This window comes from Stieleria maiorica, assembly GCF_008035925.1.
Lineage (GTDB): Bacteria > Planctomycetota > Planctomycetia > Pirellulales > Pirellulaceae > Stieleria > Stieleria maiorica.
The window spans coordinates 5,243,855-5,266,996 of sequence record NZ_CP036264.1 but is presented as its reverse complement, the minus strand read 5'-3'; the positions used below and the strand labels follow the sequence as shown (position 1 = coordinate 5,266,996).

General features: G+C 55.1%; 17 protein-coding genes. 2 read left to right on the top strand and 15 right to left on the bottom strand.

Annotated features, from left to right (window positions below):
* Positions 1–178: 178 nt before the first annotated feature.
* Complete coding sequence (locus Mal15_RS17875) at positions 179–820, bottom strand: cyclase family protein (RefSeq protein WP_261344638.1); 642 nt, start codon at positions 818–820, stop codon at positions 179–181.
* An 805-nt stretch (positions 821–1,625) separates the two neighbouring features.
* Here Mal15_RS17875 and Mal15_RS17870 point away from each other — a divergent pair.
* Positions 1,626–4,046: a G8 domain-containing protein gene (locus tag Mal15_RS17870; protein WP_167546890.1), complete on the top strand. Its 2,421-nt coding sequence runs from the start codon at positions 1,626–1,628 to the stop codon at positions 4,044–4,046.
* On the opposite strand, the gene Mal15_RS17865 is transcribed toward Mal15_RS17870, so the two are convergent.
* Positions 4,008–5,291, bottom strand: coding sequence for a class I SAM-dependent methyltransferase (locus Mal15_RS17865; RefSeq protein WP_167546889.1), 1,284 nt, complete (start codon positions 5,289–5,291; stop codon positions 4,008–4,010). The genes Mal15_RS17870 and Mal15_RS17865 overlap by 39 nt on opposite strands.
* Before the next feature lie 32 nt (positions 5,292–5,323).
* A complete protein-coding gene (locus Mal15_RS17860) occupies positions 5,324–6,580 on the bottom strand; it encodes a class I SAM-dependent methyltransferase (protein WP_147869012.1) in 1,257 nt (418 codons plus the stop codon).
* Positions 6,581–7,326: 746 nt separating this feature from the next.
* Here Mal15_RS17860 and Mal15_RS17855 point away from each other — a divergent pair.
* On the top strand, positions 7,327–7,980 hold the full coding sequence (locus Mal15_RS17855; protein WP_147869011.1) for a sulfotransferase family protein: 654 nt from the start codon (positions 7,327–7,329) through the stop codon (positions 7,978–7,980).
* A 207-nt stretch (positions 7,981–8,187) separates the two neighbouring features.
* On the opposite strand, the gene Mal15_RS17850 is transcribed toward Mal15_RS17855, so the two are convergent.
* The 12 genes from Mal15_RS17850 to Mal15_RS17795 all read right to left on the bottom strand — a co-directional run bounded on the left by Mal15_RS17850 (position 8,188) and on the right by Mal15_RS17795 (position 23,098).
* Positions 8,188–10,170: a CDP-glycerol glycerophosphotransferase family protein gene (locus Mal15_RS17850; protein ID WP_147869010.1), complete on the bottom strand. Its 1,983-nt coding sequence runs from the start codon at positions 10,168–10,170 to the stop codon at positions 8,188–8,190.
* A 38-nt stretch (positions 10,171–10,208) separates the two neighbouring features.
* Positions 10,209–11,171, bottom strand: a complete 963-nt coding sequence (locus tag Mal15_RS17845; protein ID WP_167546888.1) for a glycosyltransferase family A protein — start codon at positions 11,169–11,171, stop codon at positions 10,209–10,211.
* Positions 11,172–11,197: 26 nt separating this feature from the next.
* Positions 11,198–12,298 (bottom strand): glycosyltransferase, encoded by a 1,101-nt coding sequence (locus tag Mal15_RS17840; protein WP_147869008.1) that lies wholly within the window; start codon positions 12,296–12,298, stop codon positions 11,198–11,200.
* 126 nt (positions 12,299–12,424) lie between these two features.
* The gene (locus Mal15_RS17835; RefSeq protein WP_147869007.1) at positions 12,425–13,453 is read right to left on the bottom strand and encodes an N-acetylneuraminate synthase family protein; all 1,029 of its coding nucleotides are present in this window, start codon (positions 13,451–13,453) and stop codon (positions 12,425–12,427) included.
* Positions 13,450–14,121: a cytidylyltransferase domain-containing protein gene (locus tag Mal15_RS17830; protein ID WP_147869006.1), complete on the bottom strand. Its 672-nt coding sequence runs from the start codon at positions 14,119–14,121 to the stop codon at positions 13,450–13,452. Before Mal15_RS17830 ends, Mal15_RS17835 begins: the two co-directional genes overlap by 4 nt.
* 87 nt (positions 14,122–14,208) lie before the next feature.
* Positions 14,209–15,579, bottom strand: a complete 1,371-nt coding sequence (locus tag Mal15_RS17825) for an ABC transporter ATP-binding protein (protein ID WP_147869005.1) — start codon at positions 15,577–15,579, stop codon at positions 14,209–14,211.
* Positions 15,580–15,627: 48 nt separating this feature from the next.
* Entirely contained in the window at positions 15,628–16,536 is a 909-nt protein-coding gene (locus Mal15_RS17820; RefSeq protein WP_233902864.1) for an ABC transporter permease, read from the bottom strand.
* 224 nt (positions 16,537–16,760) lie between these two features.
* Positions 16,761–17,990: an ArnT family glycosyltransferase gene (locus Mal15_RS17815; protein WP_167546886.1), complete on the bottom strand. Its 1,230-nt coding sequence runs from the start codon at positions 17,988–17,990 to the stop codon at positions 16,761–16,763.
* 273 nt (positions 17,991–18,263) lie between these two features.
* Positions 18,264–19,484: a glycosyltransferase family 2 protein gene (locus Mal15_RS17810; RefSeq protein ID WP_147869003.1), complete on the bottom strand. Its 1,221-nt coding sequence runs from the start codon at positions 19,482–19,484 to the stop codon at positions 18,264–18,266.
* A 129-nt stretch (positions 19,485–19,613) separates the two neighbouring features.
* Entirely contained in the window at positions 19,614–20,861 is a 1,248-nt protein-coding gene (locus tag Mal15_RS17805; RefSeq protein ID WP_233903552.1) for an O-antigen ligase family protein, read from the bottom strand.
* Positions 20,862–20,894: 33 nt separating this feature from the next.
* Positions 20,895–22,049 carry an NAD-dependent epimerase/dehydratase family protein gene (locus tag Mal15_RS17800; protein ID WP_147869001.1) on the bottom strand — a complete coding sequence of 385 codons (1,155 nt, stop codon included), beginning with the start codon at positions 22,047–22,049 and terminating at the stop codon, positions 20,895–20,897.
* A gap of 26 nt (positions 22,050–22,075) precedes the next feature.
* Positions 22,076–23,098, bottom strand: coding sequence for a Gfo/Idh/MocA family protein (locus tag Mal15_RS17795; RefSeq protein WP_147869000.1), 1,023 nt, complete (start codon positions 23,096–23,098; stop codon positions 22,076–22,078).
* Positions 23,099–23,142 lie beyond the last annotated feature (44 nt).

The following is a 23,142-nucleotide window of genomic DNA, read 5'->3' as shown; positions in this document are numbered from 1 at the left end:
TCGGCGCCCACAAAGCGAAGCTTTGTCATGTGCCGACCTCGGAGAGGACGGCGACTGTCCGGCCCAACCGAAAACCAAGCTGCGGCGGATTACTTGCCCATCCGTTGCCTACGGTTCGTCGCAGTCAAAACCGCTTGGTTTTAACGGTCTTGAGTGATGCTCCAGATTTGCCGGATAATCAGAGCTCGATCAACAAAGGACGGCACAGCGAGGCCGAAACACCCTGGATATTTAACGGTGCGGCGACCAGTAAGTACGTGCCGCTTGTGACGACCGCCAGATCAATGACGAGCGGGGCGATCAGCAGCAGGCGCGGGTTCGACATAAAGAGGTTTTTCACCGCCCCAAAGGGCGTGATCGGGTGGTCGATGATCGGGACGTCGACACCGAGAAGATGCAGTCGCGTTTGACACAACCATTCGACAAGTCGTCTCGAAAAATAGGGGCACGCGTCCAGGTAATCTGACGCCGCGTGATTCATCCCCCAACCAGTCGCGATTAGCAATGAGTCCCCCGCATTTACGCTGAGGCCCGATTGATCCATGGCGGATTGAAACTCGTCAAGCGTGACCTCTTTGCCTGGCTGACCGGACGCCAGACACAAAACCTTGCAAGTGCAAACGAGGTCGGTGAGTTTGAAATCGTCCAGCAGAATATTGTTGGCAAGTTTGTGCTGACTCGTCTCCACATACGTGCCGGTGTGCGAGCAAAGTCCGAAACGATACACCGTGCTGTTGTCGCCTGCGACCGTTTCCGCCAATGGCGTGACCTCGTTTTCCCATCCCGGCCGATAGTGCCACATCCCCTTGTAAATCGGCATCCCAATGTCGTGAGTTTTCTGCGCGTCAGGCATTTCGTTTTTCCGTCAAGAATTCAATCTTCTTTTCACACCACTCGCTTCAGCGATCCCGGTCGCTGGCGGTGGGTTGAAAACATACTACGGCTGAAACCGCGACGGGCTGCATGGGGGCTTCCGACATCTCCATTGACAAATAGAAAAACTCCCATCTTGCCTAGAAAACCCAACCTATAGTTGAGGCAGCACGGGTCTACCTACCGCGACGGAGCCAGTGGTCATTGTGTCACCATCAATGACCGCGAAGCTGGATTTTCGTTCTTATCCAACGGTTGTTCCCATGCCTAAAGATTTTCCATGGTCCTATCGCCAAATCACTTTCGCCGTCCCTCGGTCTCCCCGCAAAACCTTTGCGGAAGATACGCCTAGGAGCATCCGAGCAGGCCCTATATACTCCCCAGCCTAGGCAAATTACTCACGCATTAGAGTTGATGGAAGATTTCGTGACTGGGGCAGAGTCACCGATTCTTGCGCGTGAGGCCCTGCGGCATGGTCACTGCCTGTTTTCTACGGAGAGCGTCTGCGTTTTTCTTGTACGTACGCGTCGCGACCTTTCTCCTCGTCAGACCAAAACGTTTGACCGGCAAATGGCACTGGCGACCCCGCGCAATTGTATCGACGAGCCGACGGTTGGTCGCCGCTGAGTTCATCGACATCGATCCATTGTGAACCGACAAGACGCTCGGGCCGAACGAGCTCTTGATCCATCAAGCCCCAAATCTATCGAGCCCCACAACCACAACGACTGAGCACCGGTAATCCAGACATGATGCGTCAATCGACTTTCCAGCAACTTGAGTATCGCCAGATGCTCGCTGCCCACATGCACGGAGCAGCAATGGTGACGGACACTGCTGTGGTGACCTCCCACGATACCATTCCTCGGATGGTCGGTGCAGATGTCATCGCGATCCAAGACGGCGCCTGGTCGGACCCGGCGACTTGGGGAGGTCGGGCACCCGGGCCCGGCGACAACGTAAGAATCGCTCCCGAAATCGATGTCGTTTTTGACGAAATCACCGGGATCGGAAACTTGGAGATCTTCGGCTCGCTGAGATTCGCCCCCGACCGAGCGACATCGCTCGAAGTCAACACGATTCACGTGATGCCGTCAGGCGTGTTGCAGATCGGGTCGGAAGAGTCGCCGATCGTGGGCTCAGCCGAAATCGTTTTTGCCGACACCCCGATCGAAACCGACTTCGATCCGTTCCAATTCGGTAACGGCTTGCTCGTGTTCGGCTCGCTCGAAACGAACGGCCGCGATGTGACACCCTATGTCCGCGCCGCGACCGACATCAACGCTGGGGACACCGAGATCGTCGTCGGGTCGGTTCCCAACGATTGGCAAGTCGGAGATGAAATCCTGTTGCCGGGAACGAATCAGCGAACAGGCGTCAAACAGTCATTGACGACGGAAACGGCGTTCATTGCTGATATCCAGGGAAATCGGATCGTACTGTCAGATGCCGTGACTCACGATCACCACGGGATTTCCGATAACCCGTTCGGTGTTGAAGTGTTTGCTCATATCGCCAACTTGACCAGAAACATCGAGTTGCGATCGGAGAATCCGGACGGAACAAGAGGACACTTTTTGTCGACCGGGCACGCCAACGTTCAGATTGTTGACGCGTCGTTTACCAGCATGGGGCGAACGACCGGCGACCGTTTGGACGACACGATGGTCGATGAATTCGGGAACGTCATCAACATCGGCACGAATCACACCGCCCGGTATCCGATTCATGCCCATCACAATCTTGGGCAGTTCGATGTCGAGTCGTCTGTCGTCCGCGATGGATTGAAGTGGTCGATCACAATTCATGCAACCGATGATGCGAACATTCTCAACAACATCGTCTATGACGTCGACGGTGGCGGAATTGTCACCGAAGATGGATCCGAAGAACGAAATCGATTCATCGGGAACCTCGTCGCGAAAGTCGACGGCGGGGCTGCGGTCGGTAGCCGGAACGGTGGCGGCGGTTCGAGGGACTTTGCACTCGACGGATCAGGGTTTTGGTTTCGCCTCGCCAGTGGAACGGTCGAAGACAACGTGGTCTACGACGCCCGTGGCTTTGGCTACAACGCCAACGGCTATGGCATGTCATTCACGGACAATCGCGGTACCTTCGACGCCTTTGATTCCTTCAAAGGCAATGAGGTTGCATCGAGCCGCGGCGGAATTTGGCTGACATGGTCACAGGGGCAAACACGGTTCCGCAACTACGAAAGGACTCTCATCGAAGACACGTTGGTTTGGCACGTGCGGTCGGCCGGCGTCGAATCCTATCATGATGCCAACTACACATTTCAAAACTTTACGGTGATCGGGGACCCTGCGGTCAGCAACGCCAACGAAGGCTCCAACAGCAGCATACAGTTCCGCGCCACCGTCGGGATCAACATGCTCAAGTCCACCTACGAAAACTGGTCGATGATTTTTGATGGACTCTACGTGTCCGGAGTGAATGTTGCATTCGGCGCCCCCGGCAACGCGGGCGTTGAGGGGACCATTCTTCGAAACGCCATTTTGGAATCTTACATCAACATCGCGTTCGATCGTGACGCCGAATCCGACACGATCGTTACAGACAACATTACGTACTTGCCCAGCAAGTCGATCAGGCTGGCTCGTTCCTACCCCGATCAACCGGCCAATTTGTGGCACGAAGCGGTTGGAATCATTCAGCCGGGGCAATTGAGCGATAGTGTTCCTCCACCTGTGGTGCAGGACGATTCGGACCTGTTCGTCCGCATGTCCGACACCGGCATCCTGGTTGTCAAGGGAACTTCCAGCGACGACCAGATCACGATCGATCAAGTCGGTGACCAACTGGTCGTGCAGTTCAACGAAGAAACATTCCAGTTCGATTACGACAGCGTCCGGGTCGTGACAGTCCAGGGACGCAGCGGAAACGATGTGCTGACCAGTAATCTTACCGATCAAAAAACGGTTCGATTCTACGGAAACGAGGGCGACGACACGCTGATCGGTGGTGCCGGGCACGACAAGCTCGATGGCGGCGACGGAAATGACACCATCGATGGGCGATCCGGTGACGACGTCATCTATGGTGGTGACGGGATTGACATTTTGATCGGAGGGCTCGGGCGTGACAAGCTGCGCAGCGGAGACGGCGACGACCAGCTATTCAGCGACGCGGTCGACTGGTTGGCTTTGCAGTGAGCCCCCGCTGCACTCGCTTTCCCATTGTTCCACCGTCATCATTCGTGTCTCGTCGGTATTCGACAGAATGTAATGCTTTGATTCGAACGACGACGCGAAGTCGAGCCAGCAGCGGTAGTACTGGACGATCTTGTTTGCGTCCTTGTAGTCTTCTCGCAGCCGAAGGGTCTTGCCGCTCTTCGGCGCGACGCCGGTGCGACGGATGTGATCCTGGATCTCACTCGTCTCGAACTGCTTTCGTAATTGGTCCGGCGCAGTCCACAATGTCACGATCTTCAGATTCCGGGCACTGTTGACGATGTCGACGAACTCGAACATCTGTTCATGTTCCAGGTTCCATTTCAAGCGGGCATGAAAATCGTAGTGCATGATCACATTGGGGAGTTCCGCCCGCGGATGGTTGATCAGGTCGTAGAACTCCATTTGTTGCCAGCATGAGATGTCACCAATGCCGAGTTCCTTGCAAAGCTCGTTGGCCTGCCCAGAGGCAAGTTTGTTTTTCAGAGTCGTCTTTCCCGCAGAAGTCGGGCCGGCGATGACGATCAGATTCTCGATCCGGCGTTTGTATCCGATCAAAACATCATACCGCCGATCCGACGGATGGGCCGTCTCCACGTGAGAAAACACTTGTCGGCGTTCCGTCAAGATGCAACGGACGGCCTCGGTCGACAAATAGAATCGCCGGCGTCGCCTGCGAGGCGCATTCGGGCTCACGAACGCGATCGGCGTGGAGGTGAACGCGCCGAAGAGTAGGCGTCGCCACCAGTTGAGTTTCAATTCCTTCAGGATCGACCTGTTCAGCCGCTCGACGCCGATGATCAGCCGCTCCCTGCACGAATCCACCAAACGATCTAGCAGCACCACCGGTGCAACCGATTGGCTCAAGCCTGTCAGGCAGATGACGTCATCGAACGTCTCCTCAGGATACCGCGCGTCGAAATCAAGCTGTCGGAAATCGACCGCCATCCCCAGCGATTCGGCGCGTCGTCGGGCAGCATCAATATGATCGTGGCGCACGTCGATGCCGACCACGCGGCTCGCCCCGCGTCGGACCGCTTCAAAGCAACAGGTCCCATCACCAGCGCCGACGCAAAGCACCGAGCGTCCTGTCAGGTCATCGGGGATGGCGTCAACCAGGCTGCCTGTCGACTGACGGTTGCGTCGCTCAGAAGCAAGTTGCGTTGAACCGCCGTGGGTGTTCGATGACGCATTGGATCCGCACTGCGTTCGGTCAATGCTCTCCATCTTCAACTCCCGGTTCTTCGAGAAGCATCCGTTCAGCCTTGCCAATCCACCGATTGGATCCATTGCATTGGGTCCGACAACGCTGGCTGATCCTGATTCGCAATCACGCTGTGTTTCCAGCCGCCTGTCGAAACGAAATCGAACCAGTGTTGATAGAAGTTGCGCACGGCTTCTGGGTCGCGGTAGCTGTCTCTCAACTCCACCAGTGGCCCTTTGTTAGGCTGTTTGCCGTGCTTCTTGACGTAAGACTGGATTTTACTCGATTCGAATTGTTCTCGAAGCAGCTCAGGCGTCGCCCCAACCGTGAGAACTTGAACCTCTTCGGCACAACGAATCAGATCCATCAATTGCAGTTTTCGATAGTCGGTGATGTTCCACTTCAGTCGCGACAAGAAATCGAACGGGACCACGATATCACCGTAATCGGCAACGGTGGACTTAGAAAGGTCTTCGACCTCCTGCGTGCTCCAGGTCGACGGATCTGACAAATTCAGGTGTTCGGCGACGTCAGACGCTTGCCCCTTGGACATCCGGTCGATCAGCGTGGACTTTCCCGCGGCGGTCGGGCCCGCAACGATGACCAGCCGACGTACGTTCCGGCGGTGCCCGATCGCGATGTACCGCCCCTTGAAGGGTGACGGAATGATCTCCACGTCGGAAAAGACAAAACGGTGCCCAAGCAAATAGTTCTTCATCGCCGGCGCGGAGATGAAAAACTTTTGCCGGTTGCCGGTCAACGCCTTTTTCCGAACATAGATCAGCGGCATCTTTTCGATCAACTTGCCTGCCACCCAGGGGATCTTCAGCTTCTTGCGCTCGTGGTATCCTAGCCCCGCGACTTCCAAGATCAGCCTTTTCTTGGTGACCGAGATCAGCTTCTGGATCACCTCCAGCGGGTCGATCAAATGGTGCAGCACGTTGAGGCAGGAAACGTAGTCGAACTGGCCCGTCGGAGTTTCGAAATCGATGTCCAGTTGATGGAACTCACCGGGCAGTCCCTGTTTCTGCGCCAGAACGTTCGCGTTGTGCACGTAGTTGGCATTCATATCCAATCCAACCACTCGGCTGGCGCCGCGGCGCAAGGCTTCGAACGGAAAGAAACCCTCCATCGTTCCGATATCCAGATAGGAGAGACCGGTCATATCGTCCGGGAAAATCACCTGGGAAGTGATGGAGCGATCGAATCGGCCTCCGGTCACCGAACCGTCCGGCATCACGATCTTTTGATAAGCCGTGGCGTTCTTTCTTAGAGTCGACGCAGATTTTGTCGCTTGCAATTCATTTGACATCGGATTCTCGATCAATCAGAAGACGGTTTCAGGCGTCGAGCAGCAGAAAAAGACGATTAGGACGGAAGGGGATGTGGTTGGATTGCACATTATTTGACAATGCACGCGAATGCAATTCGTTGTGCCAGGGACGCTGCGTTGCTCTGGACATGTGGATGCATCCTGGCGATTGTAACGGTTGGCCATGCGTTGGCAATTCGCTGAGTTGCGAGGCGGATCCGCGAGCCATCCAATCCTGTTTTTTTGAGTGCCTCTTAGCCGGAACTTGGTTTCGCACGGTAATGTTCACTGCTGTGCCCGGCCAGTCGTCTCATCTGCGCGAAAGCGAGCTGGAATGTGGCCTCGGTTCAGCCCCGTCCCAATGCCACGCATGGCGATCTCCGTCCGAGCAAGATATCATGGAACTCCCCGCTGTAGACGCCCGCCAAAAGGCGACGTCATACGTCAGCGACCCCGCGGGATTCCATTCGGCGGATCATTTGCGTACCGCGGGTAAGCCACTCTTGATCCCAAAAACTGGCCGTGTTGAGATCAAGAGGGCTCGATTTTCCTGGGGGGGATTTGGCGACGAACTGAAAACTTCAATGTCGCTCAGGCATGATACCTGGAGCTTTGATGGCAGAAAGTCGCAATTATGATGTTCAACGAACGCGGGTTTCACAATCGCGAAAAAACCGGTGCGGGGAACGGTTCGAACAACTGGGTATTCGGCTCTTCCACAATACTGATACAACGTCACCAATCGGATGAACAAACTCTTCACTCTAGGCCTGAGCCACACAGGGACCCGAAGCCTTGATCGATCGCTTTGGCTTTTAGGGATTCGATCGATCCATTGGCCCACCGACAAGCAGACGTTCAAAGAGGTGTCCAGCGGGAATTACCGGTTGAGTATTCTCGAGCAATATCAGTCGATTACAGACATCAACACTATTCCGATTTACCCTCAACTGGACAAGGAATACCCAGGCAGCAAATTCATTTTAACCATGCGTGACAAGGACGCATGGCTTAGAAGCATGAGTCATGTGAATCGGGTGGATTGGCAGAGGTATCTGAATAAGAGTCGTTTCCAGGTCTTCGCCATGACGCTTCAGGACGAATTGCGTAGAACTGGATTCCGGAAGGCCCTGAAAAGGGCATGGCGTCGAACACGAGATGACGAGGCGATACGGTTTATTCGCAAATCTACTTATGGCGTCTTGGCATTCGAAGACGAGGAAAAACTAGCAGAAGTCTACGATCAGCATCATCGCAACGTTCTGAAATATTTTGAGAACCGGCCGGATGACCTTCTGGTGATCAACATCTTCGAAGGTGATGGCTGGGAAAAGTTGTGTCCTTTTCTCGGCAAGCAGATTCCGGATGTGGAATTCCCGCATGTGAAGAGCAAGAAGTAGCCTCGCTTCATGTGCACGACGACCGCAGGAAAGCTGCTCTCGGTATTCGTCAAAGCATTGTTCTGACGAATCGTTCTGCCAATAGGTTCGGCCGAGCCGGTCGTTCACTGCCCTGTGATGAAGACGGCAATCGTCTCGGCAATCGCCGGCTAGCATCGAAGGTTCCGTCGATGATCCGTAATAATACTGGGTGTTGTTGTTTGGGGGTCAGTTCACATGTGACGACAAAAGCGGGCTGATGAATTGCACCATCGCTTCTGCCCCACGGCCTTCTGCGGTGGGCCCGAGGTGCCTGCGGACAAATGCCTCTCGTCGCATTTTTCGCTGGTCAGACCCCTGGTCACTCAGTAGCGTCTCTATGGAGCGACGAAGTTCTTGATCATCCCTGGCTGGCAAGGAAGCACCATCATCAACGTAGGGAAAGCGATCTGGTTCTTCGGAAAAATTTGCGCAAATCGTCGGTCTTCCCAGTAACGTGGCTTCCAATACCGTTGTCGAAGAACCGCTGATCAGAAAGTCGCAGGCGATCAGAAGCGTTTCAAAGTGGTCGCCGAAGAATTTCACCGACGCATTGCCGGAATGCTTCGCGGCCTCTCGGTAGGTATTCAACATTCCCACGTCTCCGGGATGTGTTTTCACACAAACGACGCAGTCGTCTTGATCGGCCGTCGCCTGGAATACCGATTTGATCACTTGAATGAACCACGGGTAGGTGCGGTACGTGTGGGTCGCAAGCAGTATGATTTTTTTGTCCGTAGGAAGGTCCAGCTTCGCCCGCGCGCTCGCCCGACCAGCCACGTTGTTGACAAGAACGTCCATTCTGGGGCATCCGGCGATCCAGACCCTGTCTTCTGGATAGGCGCCTAATTTGCAAACAATGTCCTTCACGTACTCGCCGTACACCGCGAAGTAACTGGGGATTGGAGCGCCGCCAACATGGCCTTGAGGAACTGTGTAAACAAGATGCATTGGCATGATCCCTCCGTGTTGAACACCGATGGCAGGGATGTTCAACCGTTTTGCCGCGGCAATGTATCGCATCGAAGGCCGATAAAACTCCGCCAACAGCAAGACGGCTTTAATGTTCCCCGCGCGAGAGAACGTTGTTGTGAGAACACCTACTTCACGTTCCCATTCAGCCATATTTGAAACAGCCTTACCTAACGCCGGAATGATCAATTCATAGATGTTTGCATTCGCGAAGGTAAACGAGGATCGAAAATCAGCCGACTTATCAATTCGGTAAAACCGCAGGAGGGCAGCGATTTGTTTGGGCAACGCGATGCCCCAGCTGATTAGTCCTGTAGAGCGTTCAGCAGGAGGCAACGCCCCGTCCAGTTTATCAAGCAATTCGGCTCCGGAATCTCGCAGCCATCGAACCATGTTCCAGTGACCCTTTTTCGCTTGCTTAGGGAACAGCAGGAATTTCTGCCTCACGTCCGGAAACTGCTTTTTTAATTCATTGAGAAAGGCGTCCCAAAACGGGATCTCGACGCCTGCATCTGTCATTTTCACCAGTCGTGAAAGATTCGGGCTCAGGAGGATGGCCGGGGCGGACCGCGTACTCCGAGATTCCTGGTGGCCTCGAGTCAGAATTCGAACGAAAAGGGCCAGAGTCGTGATCTTAAAGGGGACTGCGGTGAGCTGCACAAGCTGCATTGCCAGCCACTTGGCTCCGACAACCCCGGACGTCGCTTTCGTGCTGAGCGTTCTGCCATTTCGCTCGACCAAGATTGAATCGCGTTGACAGCGCAACGTAATCGCATTGTCGAGCTCGCGTGAGCGACCATTGAGCACGACTCGTTCGACCTTGGTATGCTGCAATGCCCGATCGAGAACCCAAAGTTGTTTTAGCATCTTGACATTTGAGTTGCTCGGTGTTCGAACGGCGCCCACACTGGTCCACCAGACTGAATATCCGTCTCGCAAACGAAATAGCTCGTCGAAGCATTGTTGTTTGAAGATGGCTTTTTTAGGCCATTCTTCAAGAAACCGAAGAAAGTCGCGACGAAACATATCTGGGTCGAATAGTTCGCTGCTATTCAGCCGTTTCCAGCTATCCGGGAGTTCGCTTTGGATCCCACTCTCTGATAGGTCAAGAAAGAGCACGTGAACATCGTGAAGATTACGGATAGTCTCCGGCGGAATTCGTTCCGTCTTATCGAGTGTGACGTAGAGAAGTGTGTTCATTTTGCGCAGGACAGGACTGTCGTCCGAATCAACCGCTGCTAATTGGAAATCTGTTGCAGCTTATCGGTGTCGCCTTTGGGGTGGATCAATGCTCTCAGCAATGGCTTGGGGCGAATGAGTGAGGCGACAAGCCCACGGCGCGTCAGTTCACGGCAAACGGTCCAGTAGGGGCGAATGCCATATCGCGACGCCCTCTCCATCGCGCGGCCGGTTCTCCTGGTGAGTTCACCGCGCACCGCCGCCACCTCGTCGTCGCTCAGCTTCATTTTGTCTGCATCTCCCAGCGCTATCGTGAGTGCATCGATCGCACAAACGATATGGCTGGCAATATGGCGTCGGTGAGTCGTGTTGTCGTCGTGTTTGCGGAGCAGTGTGACCGGTGCCATGTAAAGACCGAAGGTCCCAAGACGCGATAAGCGAAGGAAGAACAGCTGATCTTCGTATGAGCGGAGTGATTCGTCAAACAATCCAACTTCGACCGCTGCCGCCCTTTGGAATATACAGCTAGAAGTCTGAATATAGGCACCCTTCAAAAGGCTCTTGAATGCGGACCCTCGAATAATCCGCAGGCCAGCATCATCGCAATCATACTCGAATTTCTTAAATAGTTCTTCTCCGTAAGCCTCTCGTTTAAATTGGGGCAGATCGTCCAGACGTTTCGTGTTGCCGGCGCTGACAACGAGATTGGGATGATTGTGAAACGCTTGCAGCAGAATCTGAACGTGATCCGGGACCCATACGTCATCGGAATCCAACGGGGCGATCAGGTCTGCGTCGGTCTGGCGGATCGCCGTATTGCGTGCCGACGCGGCGCCGCCGTTGGATTGCTGGATGATCTTGATCGGAAACGAGTTCCGGTCTGCCCATCGTTGAACCACCTGAACGGTGTCATCCGTTGAACCGTCGTCGACGACAATCACTTCATCGGGAACCCTGGTTTGGCATGCCACGCTGTCCAACGCTTCACCAATCAGATGGGCGCGGTTGTAGGCGGGGATCACCGCACAGATTTTGAAGCTGGTTGTCATCAAATCACCATTCTTGATGGATCGTGTCGGGAGGCGAATTCGTCCAATGATGCGGCTTTGTTGCCCTTGTGGGATCCCCTTAACGGTAAGCGTCGAAGCGCTCTTCGCAGTGACCGCGACGTGATCTGTCGCATCCCCATTCCTTCCGGATCAACTCGTCGCGCCAGTCGAAAGAGCTGATACGCTGCTCCCCAATTCAGTCCGACGTGGTTGACATGTCGAAGTACCATTCGTCGGATCGTTTGGCGACAGCGGCGGCACGCCGCTGTCGCGTCGTCCGCCGGATCATCGAAACAATGGAAAAAACGATCGACCATTTCGGGGAACTGGTTCCATTGTGGCCTGGGATAGTCCCAGATTCTGTGGGGTTCACCGGAGCGGGCGGCAAAGGCCAGGAATAGTTCTGACTGATCTTGGCAACCGGCAACGCCTGAATCCACCAAGTGCGCCATACTCTTTTGACGCGTCACTCGCATTTGTTCGGAACGCTTCGTCGCCGAAATCGCATTGGCGTGCAATCGATAGCGTACTAAACGTTCCGGAAGATTGGCACATTCCCCTTCCAAAGCCAGCCGGCACCACAGATCGTAGTCCTGCGCACAACGAAGATTCGGGTCATACCCTCCGACCCGTTTTACCGCGTCGGCCCGGAAGATGACGCTGGGGTGAATAAATGGGTTGGCTGACAGCAGGTGCCAGCGAATTTCAATGTTGTGGTGCAGACGCTTGATGTCCCGCAGGTGCTGTCCTTGGGCGTCGATCCGTTCCGCTTCGCTGCCGCACAAGACCACGGAGGGATGGGTCTGCATGAAGTCGACCTGGCGTTGAAGTCGACTATCGACTGAGAGGTCGTCGGCGTCCATGCGGGCGATCAGCCGGCCTCTCGATTCGGCGAGTCCTCGGTTCAACGATGCCGCCACACCGAGTTGTGATTCGTTGGTCAGCCGGACCAGACGGGCGTCTCGGATCCCGTCCAGGATTGACGCCGTTTGATCGGTCGACGCATCATTGACAACGATCAGCTCGAAATCCGAAAACGATTGCCGCAGGATACTGTCGACCGCCTCGGCCAGATAGACTTGGCCGTTATGGACCGGCATAACAACCGAGACCAGCGGGGAGCATGAGGTGTCTACCGAGTTCACAATCGATCGAAAGGGACAGGAGTAACCGGACGCCGTGCGGCGAGGAATATTGGATCAGACGAATGGGCGCGTGGGGTAAACCTAACTTGCCCCCTCAAAATCGTCCCACCGCAACCGTTCAAATGCTTTTATGTCGCGCACCAGTTTCTTGCCGATCAAATCAAAATAGTTCCGGGCATCGATTCCTTCGTGAGGCCGCAGAGTCGTCAAATTGTCCAGCGATGCCACGTCACCGGCACACATGTCTTGCTTGAAGTAGCAGGCTCGGCGAAACTCCCAAATACGACGCGGGGTCTCGACGCGATGAACGGGGCGTTTGACGCCGTCTCCGAGCATCGCTTCACGGCGCGCACAAAATTCGATGAAATCGGCGAGTGACTCCTTGGTGTGGGCGAAATGATGATCTCGAAACTCGCGAGAGTTGTCATCGGTAAAGTGAGTTTCGATCACGCGAGCGCCCATGCAGACCGCAGCTTTGACGGCGACATTTCCCGTCGTGTGGTCGGAGTATCCCATCACGATTCGATCATCCAGGGCGTCACGCATCGTCTCGATGGCACGCAGATTGGTGTATTCGTCTAATGAATCGCCGTACATTGCGACACAGTGCATCACGCAGAGCCTGCCTTCAGGGATCAGCGTGGGATCGATTGAATCGAGGAAGTCGACCGTTTCCTGCACTTCGCCCAAGTTGCTCATCGCCGTCGCGATGCAGAGTGGCTTTCGCGTTTCCACCAATCGCTTTAATAGCGGATAGTTGGTCAGGTCCCCCGATCCCACCTTGTGCACGCTGATAAAACGGTCCAGCACTTCGATCGATTCCAGGTCCCAAAGGGAACTCATGAATTGAACGTTCCGCTCGTGGCACTCGTGCGCCAACGTCACGTATTGATCAGAGGTCAGTGCAAACTTTCCAAAGTGCCGGTGGCGTTCCGGCGATTCGACCTTGCTGACAATTCGGTCCGGAGTGTAGGTCTGAAACTTGACCGCATCGGCACCAGCTTCGACTGCGTCATTGAGCAGCTTGATCGCATAGTTAAAATCACCTTCGTGATTGCCGCCGATTTCGGCGATCACAAACGGGCGATCTAGATGATGGAATGATTTCACGTCGCTTCATCCGTTTGGGAGGGATTGCCGGTGCTGGAGCGCATCGCTTCCAATCGAACAAGATCGTCTGGCGTGTCGACCGTATAGTCGCCACCGGCCAGGTCGATCGTGACTCCGCGAGCATTGGCGATGCGGTATTGGTCCCGGTGGCGGTAGAACCACGGTGTAACGTGCTCGCGGTCATGGTCGGTCAAATGCTCCGCGTCGATTGATTTCATCGCATCGGCCCGGATCAATTCCGCATTCTGTCCCTTGGGGTACTTCGGGGCAAAACGAGTTGTAACGATATCCCAGTTGGCGTCGGGCATCGCATGTCGGCAAACTTCGTTCAGAACATTCGGACTGAGCAGAGGGCTGTCGGCGCACAATCGCAGCACCCAGTCGGACGGGAACCGCTTCATCGCCGCCAGGAAACGCCCGAACACGTCATCCAATGGACCGCGAAAGACATCGCAACCGATCGAATCCAAGTAGTCGACCAGCGGATCGTCCGAAGGTTCATCGCTGGTCACGACCACGGTCTGATCGATCAGGTGAACCGTCTGGACCGCATCGATGACGTGACTGATCAGCGGTCGTCCGAGAAACGGCGTCAGCACTTTGCCGGGAAAGCGACTCGATGACATGCGAGCCTGGATGAAAGCGGTAATCAAATTGGTATTGTCCATGCTCAACCTACAATCCCCATGCACAAATGATCTCAGACGCAAGCGACATGGCTTGACAATCGTTTTCGACACGAATCGAATCGGCCACTATGCTTCTTTTTGACACGGAGTCTGGTAGACCCAACGATGTGGATGGGCAATGGATGGAAGGTTGTTGCGATCCTTGAGCGGACGCCCATGCAATCGACCACTAATGACTTCGATCGCACACGCCGCTTTGACCTGATCTTGTCGCACGCCTTCGGCAAAGAGTTCTACATCCACTCGGTAGTGCCCGGGCATCAGCAGAACCTCGGGAACGCTGCATCGAATCACATCGGTCGACACATTTGGCAAGTCATCCTCGAGCGAGTTGAGGCGAGAGTCAAATTGAGTGATGAAATGTCCCTTGTCGTCATAAACACGCAAGGCGCACTGGGGACAGTTGACCGAATCGGAAATCTGGACGGCAACGGTTGTCGGTTGACCGGTCGCGACGGTGTTGATCGCAACGTCTTGTTCGTCGCGTATTTCGATCGCCTGCACCCTGAAGTCACCTTTTCCGCCACGATCGGTGCGCGTCGCGAGGTCTTCCTGGGCGGCGACGGAGTTCAGCGATGAAAGGTAGAAATCGAGGACTTCTGGTAGCGGGCCGTCCATCACGCTTCGTCCTCCTTGCAGCAAGATTCCGCGTTGGCACAGGCTCCGAAGCGCGACCGCATTGTGACTGACGAATAGGACCGTGCGGCCACTCTGGGCCACGTCCTGCATCTTTCCGATACACTTTCGTTGAAACCCTGCATCGCCGACGGCCAGGACTTCGTCGATGATAAGGATTTCGGGATCAAGGTGTGCGGCGACGGCAAATGCCAGCCGCACCTTCATGCCCGATGAGTAGCGTTTGACGGGCGTGTCAAGAAACTTATTGACACCGCTGAATTCGACGATGTCGTCAAACTTTCGATCGATTTCCCGTTTGGTCATCCCGAGAATCGTTCCGTTCATGTAAACATTTTCGCGACCGGTCAGTTCCGCATGGAATCCCGTTCCGACCTCGAGCAGGCTGCTGACGCGCCCCCGAATCACCGCTCGGCCGGTCGTCGGATCGGTGATGCGGGAAAGCACCTTGAGCAACGTGCTCTTGCCCGCGCCGTTGTGCCCGATCACACCAACCACCTCCCCCTGGTTGATCTCAAACGAGATGTCCTGCAACGCCCACACAATGTCTGTTTCGATGTCGGTCGACAATCCGCCATCGTCCGGGGCCGCCATCGACCCTTGTTGGCTGCGGTTGCCCGCACTTCGCGCCGTGGCGACCTCTTTGTGAAAGGTGTTGAGACGACGGAGACGATTCAGGTTGCGAAGCGGGGACTGCAGCCAGCCGGTCAATGCGCCCATGAACGTATCGGGAATCTCGTCTTTTAACCCAATGCGATACGCCTTTGACAGCCCTTCGACAGTGATCAGTGGAGTTGACATTCTGTTTGTCTGGATGGAGTGTTGGGGCACCGACTGAATCGTGCAACCTTACGCGACGTCAGCGAACAAGCGTTCTCGGTTTCGGAAATACACCAACCCCGTCGCGGCGATCAAGATGCTGGTTGCAAATCCGATCGCGATGAAATCCCATGGCATATCTCTAGTCCCCAGCAACGCCGCACGGAAGCCCTCGATCACTCCCACCATCGGGTTGAGAGCGTAAAGGTATTGGAATCGTTCAGGAACCAGTGAGGTTGGGTAGACGACCGGTGCCGCGTACATCAACAACTGCACGACAAACGACATCGCATGTTTAACGTCGCGATACTGGACAGCCAGTGCGGTTAACCATGTCCCCAAGCCGGACGCCGTCAAAATCATCATCACGATCAGCAGGGGCGATGCTAAGATGCCCCACGTAGGAACGACCTGAAACCATACCATCATCAACGCTAGCACCCCCATCGCGATCGCGAAATCGATCAGTTTCGCCGTGACGGCCGAAAGCGGCAGAATCAACCGGGGAAAGTAGACCTTGCTGATGATGTTTGCGCCCGTGACCAGACTGTTGGTTCCGTCATTGACTGCGTTTGAAAAATACGTCCAGGGGACCAGTGCTGTAAAACTGAAGATCGCATAGGGCACACCGTCCGATTCCATGTTGGCCAGCTTGCCAAAGACGATATTGAAAACGAGCATCGAAAAAACCGGTTGGATGACTGCCCATCCGATCCCGATCGCCGACTGGGCGTACCGCACCTTTACCGAACGCCAGACGAGAAACATGAACAGGTCGCGGTACTGCAACAGCTCAGCCAGGTCAAGCAGCCGCAGTCCGTTGCGCGGCTCAATGACTGTGACGGTCAAATCATCGATCGCAGTTTGATTCTCGCGTTCAACTGGGCGTTCAGCGTCCTGAGGCATTGCCGACGCGTTTGCTACGTTGTTGCTTGACATGTTTTCTCTATGCGTTTTTTCACGTCGCGAATTCACTCTGTTTGTTGATCACGCGCCTCAAGTGAAACGCTCATTTTGCGAGCCGTCGGATCGGATGCAATCGGTAGTCAGAACCGTGGTTCAACTTCGCAGGGGAGACGAAAGGCGTTTGCCAATTGTAGCGATTAATCGAAGAGGTGCGTTCCGTGGCGTAGCGACAGCAGGCGATTTGCGAAGGGTGGTCGCTAAACGGAGTTGGGCGTCCCAGGAGACTCAAGGACGTCGGGATCCTCGTGATGACGCCTATCGAACACAAACCTCGACATCGTGTCCGCAGCCAAGACAAGTGCAAATGGCCACAAGGGAACCGCAGCACGAGACGACGCGACAAATGCGGAAAGGGCGGGCATCACAAGAAAGTGGCCGGCCGCCAAAAGGACCAACCAGGCCGACAGTCGGTAACGCATTGGATGCCGGAGCATCAACAGGGCTGTCAGTGCGGCAAAAGCGAGCGTCATTCCGCTCAGCATGAGCTGCCAGACGACAATTCCCACCAGGGCCAATGAGTTCTTAAAGACGTCGCGAAACGCCTGTTGGTCGCCTTTGACCAGTCGACCGAATCCCGGGGGATTCCATTCCATCGCGAGCGCGAGTGCCGAGTTCGCCGCCGTATGCGATCCGACCGCCCGCAGGATTCCGGTGGTGCCCGCTTGAATCGTCGCGATGGGATATTTTTTCAGGACCGGTCGGACCGCTTGCTTCACACTGAAGTACTTCTCCGACAGATTCCCCCCCACGAAATCATGATTGTGAAGCTCATGGTTGGACGGAATCTGGAACTCGTTTTGGATCATCTGAAGGGCTTCCTCGCGGTCCACCCCGTGATGAATCTGATATGCGGCCGCCCCCAGGTAGTACACGGGCATCCCGACATCCGTTGACGTGAGTTTGGCAAGCCCGGTCGCGCGATGATTCCGCCAAGTCCACGCATATGCCGGCAGGTACACGACCAGTGCGAATAACGTCACTTGAACGGCGGTCGCAAAATACTTTCGACGGCTGATACCATTGACGGCAACAGCGGCGATGCAAAGCAATGGCAGATACAAGCCGGCAGGCCGAGTCAAGATACAGAGTGCAAAGAGTATCGCCGCGATCAAAAGACTGGCTGAAAGCCTGCGATCATCCCCGGATGAATCGAGTGAGACCAGCACGTATCGCACGCCGCCCAAAGCGAGAAGCGTAAAGGTAACCTCTGACAGCGGCCGAAGATTTGCAAAGACAAAAATGAAGTTCAGTGCGAACAGCAACGCGGCGAGGAAACCAGTTCGAGGTGTGAAACAACTCGACCCAATATCAAATAACAACACACACGACAGCGAATGAAAGATCGCCTGCGTCAGATAAATCCCGAACGCCCCGAAGACCAGATTTAGGGATCCCGCAATGACGGGAAACACGGGAGGGCGGTGCATGTTCGGTGTGTAGGGTGGCTCGGTATGCCGACTGTATTCACCCCGCAACAATAGATTTTCGCCAATTCGAACATAACCTTTTCCATCTTTCGCGCCGGCGACAGCATAATCCTTCATGTACTCAGGATTTCTGACAAGCACGGTTATCTGAACCACCAAATTGATGGCCATACAGACGACAAACACGGCCACGCGTGGATGTTTCGGGATGAACAAGAACGACATCGAAATGCCTCTCACGCGGTGCTTAACGATCCAATGCAATCACGACGCCTAGTCTCGGGCTAATCCCAAGACGCTGAAAAAGAAACTGAAAAGGGCGATTTGGCAACCTAACGCCATCGCGAGCACACTCGGGATGACCAAACGCATCATCTGAGACGGATCAAGCTCGCCAAATGATTCTTGCCCCCACTGGGTCACCGCAAAGACGGACCCGATCACTCCGCCCACCATGAGCACGCCGCCAAGAATCAGCCCCGTTTCCAGCTTCGCAATCTGAAACCATTTTTCCCACGATACCGGTTTGGGGATCAGGCCGGAGGTCACGGCAAAGACCTTTGTCAGGACCGAAAACAGGACCGCCTGGAAACCGATCAGGACGGCCCCGGCGGCATAGAGCAGTGTGTTGATGTCCAGAACGATATTCCCGACAAATCGGCTGCCAGGAAGCAGCCACAGCATCCCCACGACGCCGATCAGAAAAACCAACAGTCCCGGGTAGAGGAATAGCCAGCGCGGGCTGTACAGCATCATAAATCGGAGGTGCCGCCAGCCGTCCCGGAAACTCCGCAAGTGTGGTGCCCGCGATCGTCCATCCGGAGAAAGCGTAGTCGGAACCTCCGCGATGCGGACTTTGTGCAAGGTTGACTTGACGACCATTTCACTGGCGAATTCCATCCCGGTCGTGCGGAGGTCCAATCGCTCGACCAAGTCCTGGCGAAAACCGCGGAGTCCGCAGTGAAAATCTCCGCAAGGGGCAGAAAAGAACAAACGCCCGATCCCGGAGAGCACAGGATTCCCCAAATAGCGGTGCAGAGGCGGCATCGCGCCCGGTTCGATCCCGCCTTTAAATCGGTTGCCCATCACCAGATCATTTCCATCCCTCAGTTTTTCCAGGATTCTAGGAATATGGGTGAAATCGTAGCTGTCGTCGGCGTCACCCATGATCACGAATTTTCCCTTCGCCGCTGCGATTCCGCCTCGCAATGCACTGCCGTATCCTTTTGATTCGACAGGCACGACTCGGGCTCCCGAGCGACGCGCGATTTCTTGAGAGCCATCCGTGCTTCCATTGTCGGCGATTACCACCTCTCCATCGATGCCGTGCGCTTGCATCGTGTCGAGTGATTTCTCAATGCAGATCTGCAACGTTTCTGCTTCATTCAAGCAGGGCATGACGACCGACAACTCCAGTCCGCGGTCATCCCCCCCATCCCTGTCAGATTCTGTGTTTGCAGCCGTCAAGTCCGAATTCAGTTGCTCTGTTTTCATGGCTCGCTCTCTTGAAACGACGATTCAATCTTCGATGGGGGGAACGTGAGGCTTGGGATTCGTGACGACGCTAGCGACCAACAAAGTGGCGGCTGACGTGTGAGAAGTTGGGGGGGATGCCGATCGGCGTCAGCCAAATGTCGAACCGGCAGCGTCGGGCGCGTTGGGATCGAGTTCTATTTCAGGAGGCGCAAACCGCAGCCGATGTAGAACGACCGCGAAAGCGAGAAACCAGTATGCGGGATCGGTTTGGTGGTCAGAGTGGAACAGTCCGCCGACCAGCCAACCGATAAGTCCGATCTCGATCCCCATGGCGTAGACTTCAAGTTGATGCGGATTGCTTGGATCGGCAGCTTTTCTGATTCGACGCAAAATCCAAAACGTGGTCAGAACGGCTCCCAGCCACAAGCAAAATCCTTGCACGCCCGTTTCGCAAGCGACTGTACAGATCGTGCTGTGCGCGGCTTTACTGGCCCCATAATACTTTTTCGACTCAAGGATAAAACTGCGGTAGCCCACGCCAAGCGGGTGATCGGCAAGCATCTCACCACTAGCCTTGTAGAGATCATACCTGCTGGCTGCCGAACCCTCCTTTGTCGGCTCGTTGATGGTGTCCATCCACGACCAATAGTTTTCTGGCGTCAATACAGAGACGTAAAGAACGATCGCAACGGCCAGGACGGGGATCAAGCGAATCGCGATCCGCTTGGGTAAGAACAGCAGCAAAAAGACGCTTTCGGCAAGCAACCCAACAAAATAGGCACGCTGGTAAGACTCGACGATGCTGTTCAATACGATTGGAAGCCCCATCCATCCCAATAACTTTTCATAGCGGGTGCTGCCCAACATTGCGATCAGCACAAACAAAGGCAACAACAAAAGGTTGGTCGGCGCCTGCGCTTCTGGCAACACGCCGTATTCCGCCTTGTATTTCTCGGAGACCCAGTCCAGGTCGATTCCAACGGTGTGCATGAACGCCGCATGGAACCCACCGATCACACAAGCGATCAGCAAGATCCGAATGTCCCGCTCCGAGTGGACGATTTTGGTTAACAGCCATGCGACCAAAATCGTTTTGCCAAATTCGATTGCGTGGTCGATCGCCCAAAGGGGATCTCGCGACAGCAAAAGTGATACGACACAGCAGTCAGCTACATAGAACCAAAGGAAGGTAAAAACCCATTTGTCCACACCGACCGAGCGCAAGCGGCTCGCCGGATACATCATCGTCGAGAGAACGAATGCTGCGGTGGCGTAGAACTGATAGCGTTGCAGCGGGATTTCGCGGGCGACCAGGTGTGGGTTCAACAGGTACGCCAGGATGACCGTCACGCCACCCCACAGCGAACTGGAGATCGTAGCACCGATCCCGATCACAAACAGCAACAAGTAGATGAGCGATTTGAGCATTCAACGCAGTTCCGCGAGTAGTTGATACGGTGCGCTGCCCAGCCCCCAATGCAGTTTCGCCCACTGCTGAAATCGATCCATGCTCTCGGCAAAATCGATCGGCGGATCGTAGCCCCATGCCTTCTTGGCCGCGTCACAGGAATAGGTGACGTTCCGTAACTGTTGACTCAACAAACGCACGGAAACATTTGGTTTGGCCACGACTGGTGAGATTCTCTTTTGATCATCTCGCAACTGATCCTGGATCGTCTTGGGAAGCCGCTTCGCACAATTGACCGCAAACTTTTCCAGGCTTCCGATGTACGGGTCTTGCCGCAGGGACATCCGCACCCCTGATGAAACAAGGTGCCCCATCGACTTCTTGATCGACCCTTTTTGGGGCCGTTTCGACCGCGTCAATTCCTCCGCCTCGGCCGACGTCACGCTGGGGATTGGATTCGAAATCTCCAGCATCTCGCTCAACGCAGTGACCACTTCTCGCCACGTCGCCGTGGGTTCGTCGCAGACCAAGCGACGTTGCCCGTCGCCCTCGGACGCATTCAGTCCTTGGCGCAGTGCATGAGTCAGGTTTCCGACATCAATCAGCGGACAGGGGAAACGGCCTTCATCGACAAAGGCAAAGGTCCCCGCTTTCAGTTCACGGCAGATTTCCTCCAGAAACATCGAATAGGGACCCGAAATATTTGGCGGGCACACCACCACCGAATTCAATCCCCGCCGAAACGCCCGCTGGACCATTTCGTCCTGTTTCAGTTTCTTCCATCCGTACGATCCGTGTTCGGGAGTGGTGGCATGGTCCTCGCTGATGACGGGAACAGAAAACGCATCGCCGTACACCGCCACACTGCTGATGTGAACAAAACGCTCAACGTTCGCCTCGGCGCATACATCAATCAGGTTTTTCGCCCCGACCGTCATCGCCTCGCCTTTTCCGCGTGAGCAATTGACGACATGGCTGCAATCGGCAATCGCTCTGCGGACCGACGCGGGATCGAGCAAATCGACCATTTGCAAATCAATGCGATGCCGCGACAATCGCCACGCATTGCCCGAGGAATGGATCAGGCAGCGGACAGGCACTCCTTCGGCTAGCAACTCTTCTGCAAGCGTGCTGCCGACAAATCCCGATGCACCGAAAATCGCAATTTTGTTCATGCCTATTTATCCAATGCTGATGATTTTCAGTGAGAAACGCTCTGACGCAAGACGCCGGTTGAAGGTGCTTCGCCCAAGGCCCCGCTGTTGCGATAGAGTTCTTCGGTAAGGAGCACGGACTGCAGCGCATCGCGACCGCTGACCACGGATGATTCTTGTCCCCGACATGCACGGACGAAGTCTTCCACCTGTGCGTGAAAGATGTTTCCAGACTCATCGTCGGGTTCGATCGCCAATGTTGGCGAGTCGTCACCGGTACGAATCTTGATGCGGGCATCCGGGGAATCCACCAGACTGACAATCCCCTTGCTCGTTTTCATCACAAATCCCGCAGGCAGTGCAACGGTTTTGGAGAACCTCGCCGATCCGTGGATGGATGCGTCTTCTTCTCGGTCAAATCGAAAGGCGGCGAATGAGTTCGCTTCCGGACCGCCTTCGGAATCGGTCCATAGACACGATTCTGTAGGAATCCCGAACCAGTGAATCATTCGATCCAGAAAATGCGATCCCGTGACGACCAGCACGCCACCACCGGTGGCTTCTTTGTCCAGGTTGTACGCTGAAAGTGGCGCCCAGCCACCGCGGGATCCGAATTGGTAAGCGAATTCAGTGATCTCACCAAAGTAGCCTGATTGAATCAAGCGATGCATTTGGCGGTTGTTGCTCCGGTAACGCGTCACGAACCCCACCGAACACACCGTTCCCGCCCGCTCGTGTGCCAGGCAGATCGCTTCCGCGTCTTCGCTGTTCCCCGCGATAGGTTTCTCAATCAAAACATGAACGCCGGCGCCGGCACAGGTGATTGCGATCTCGCGATGGAAATTGTTCGGTGCCGCAATGATCACGCCGTCCAGCTCATTGATGCACTGATCAATGTTCGCTGCGATATTCGCAGTGACACCGAATTCTTTTGAAAGAGCCACGGCGTTGTCGATCGCTGGGTCAACAAGAGCCGTGATGGCAACCTTGGTCGACATCAAGCAGGCTTCGACATGACGCCGCGAAATCTTCCCGCAACCGACAATCCCGATTCGAAATTCTGAACTCATCGAGGTTTGATAGAAGTGTTATGAGTGGCAGTGGATTGTCGGTG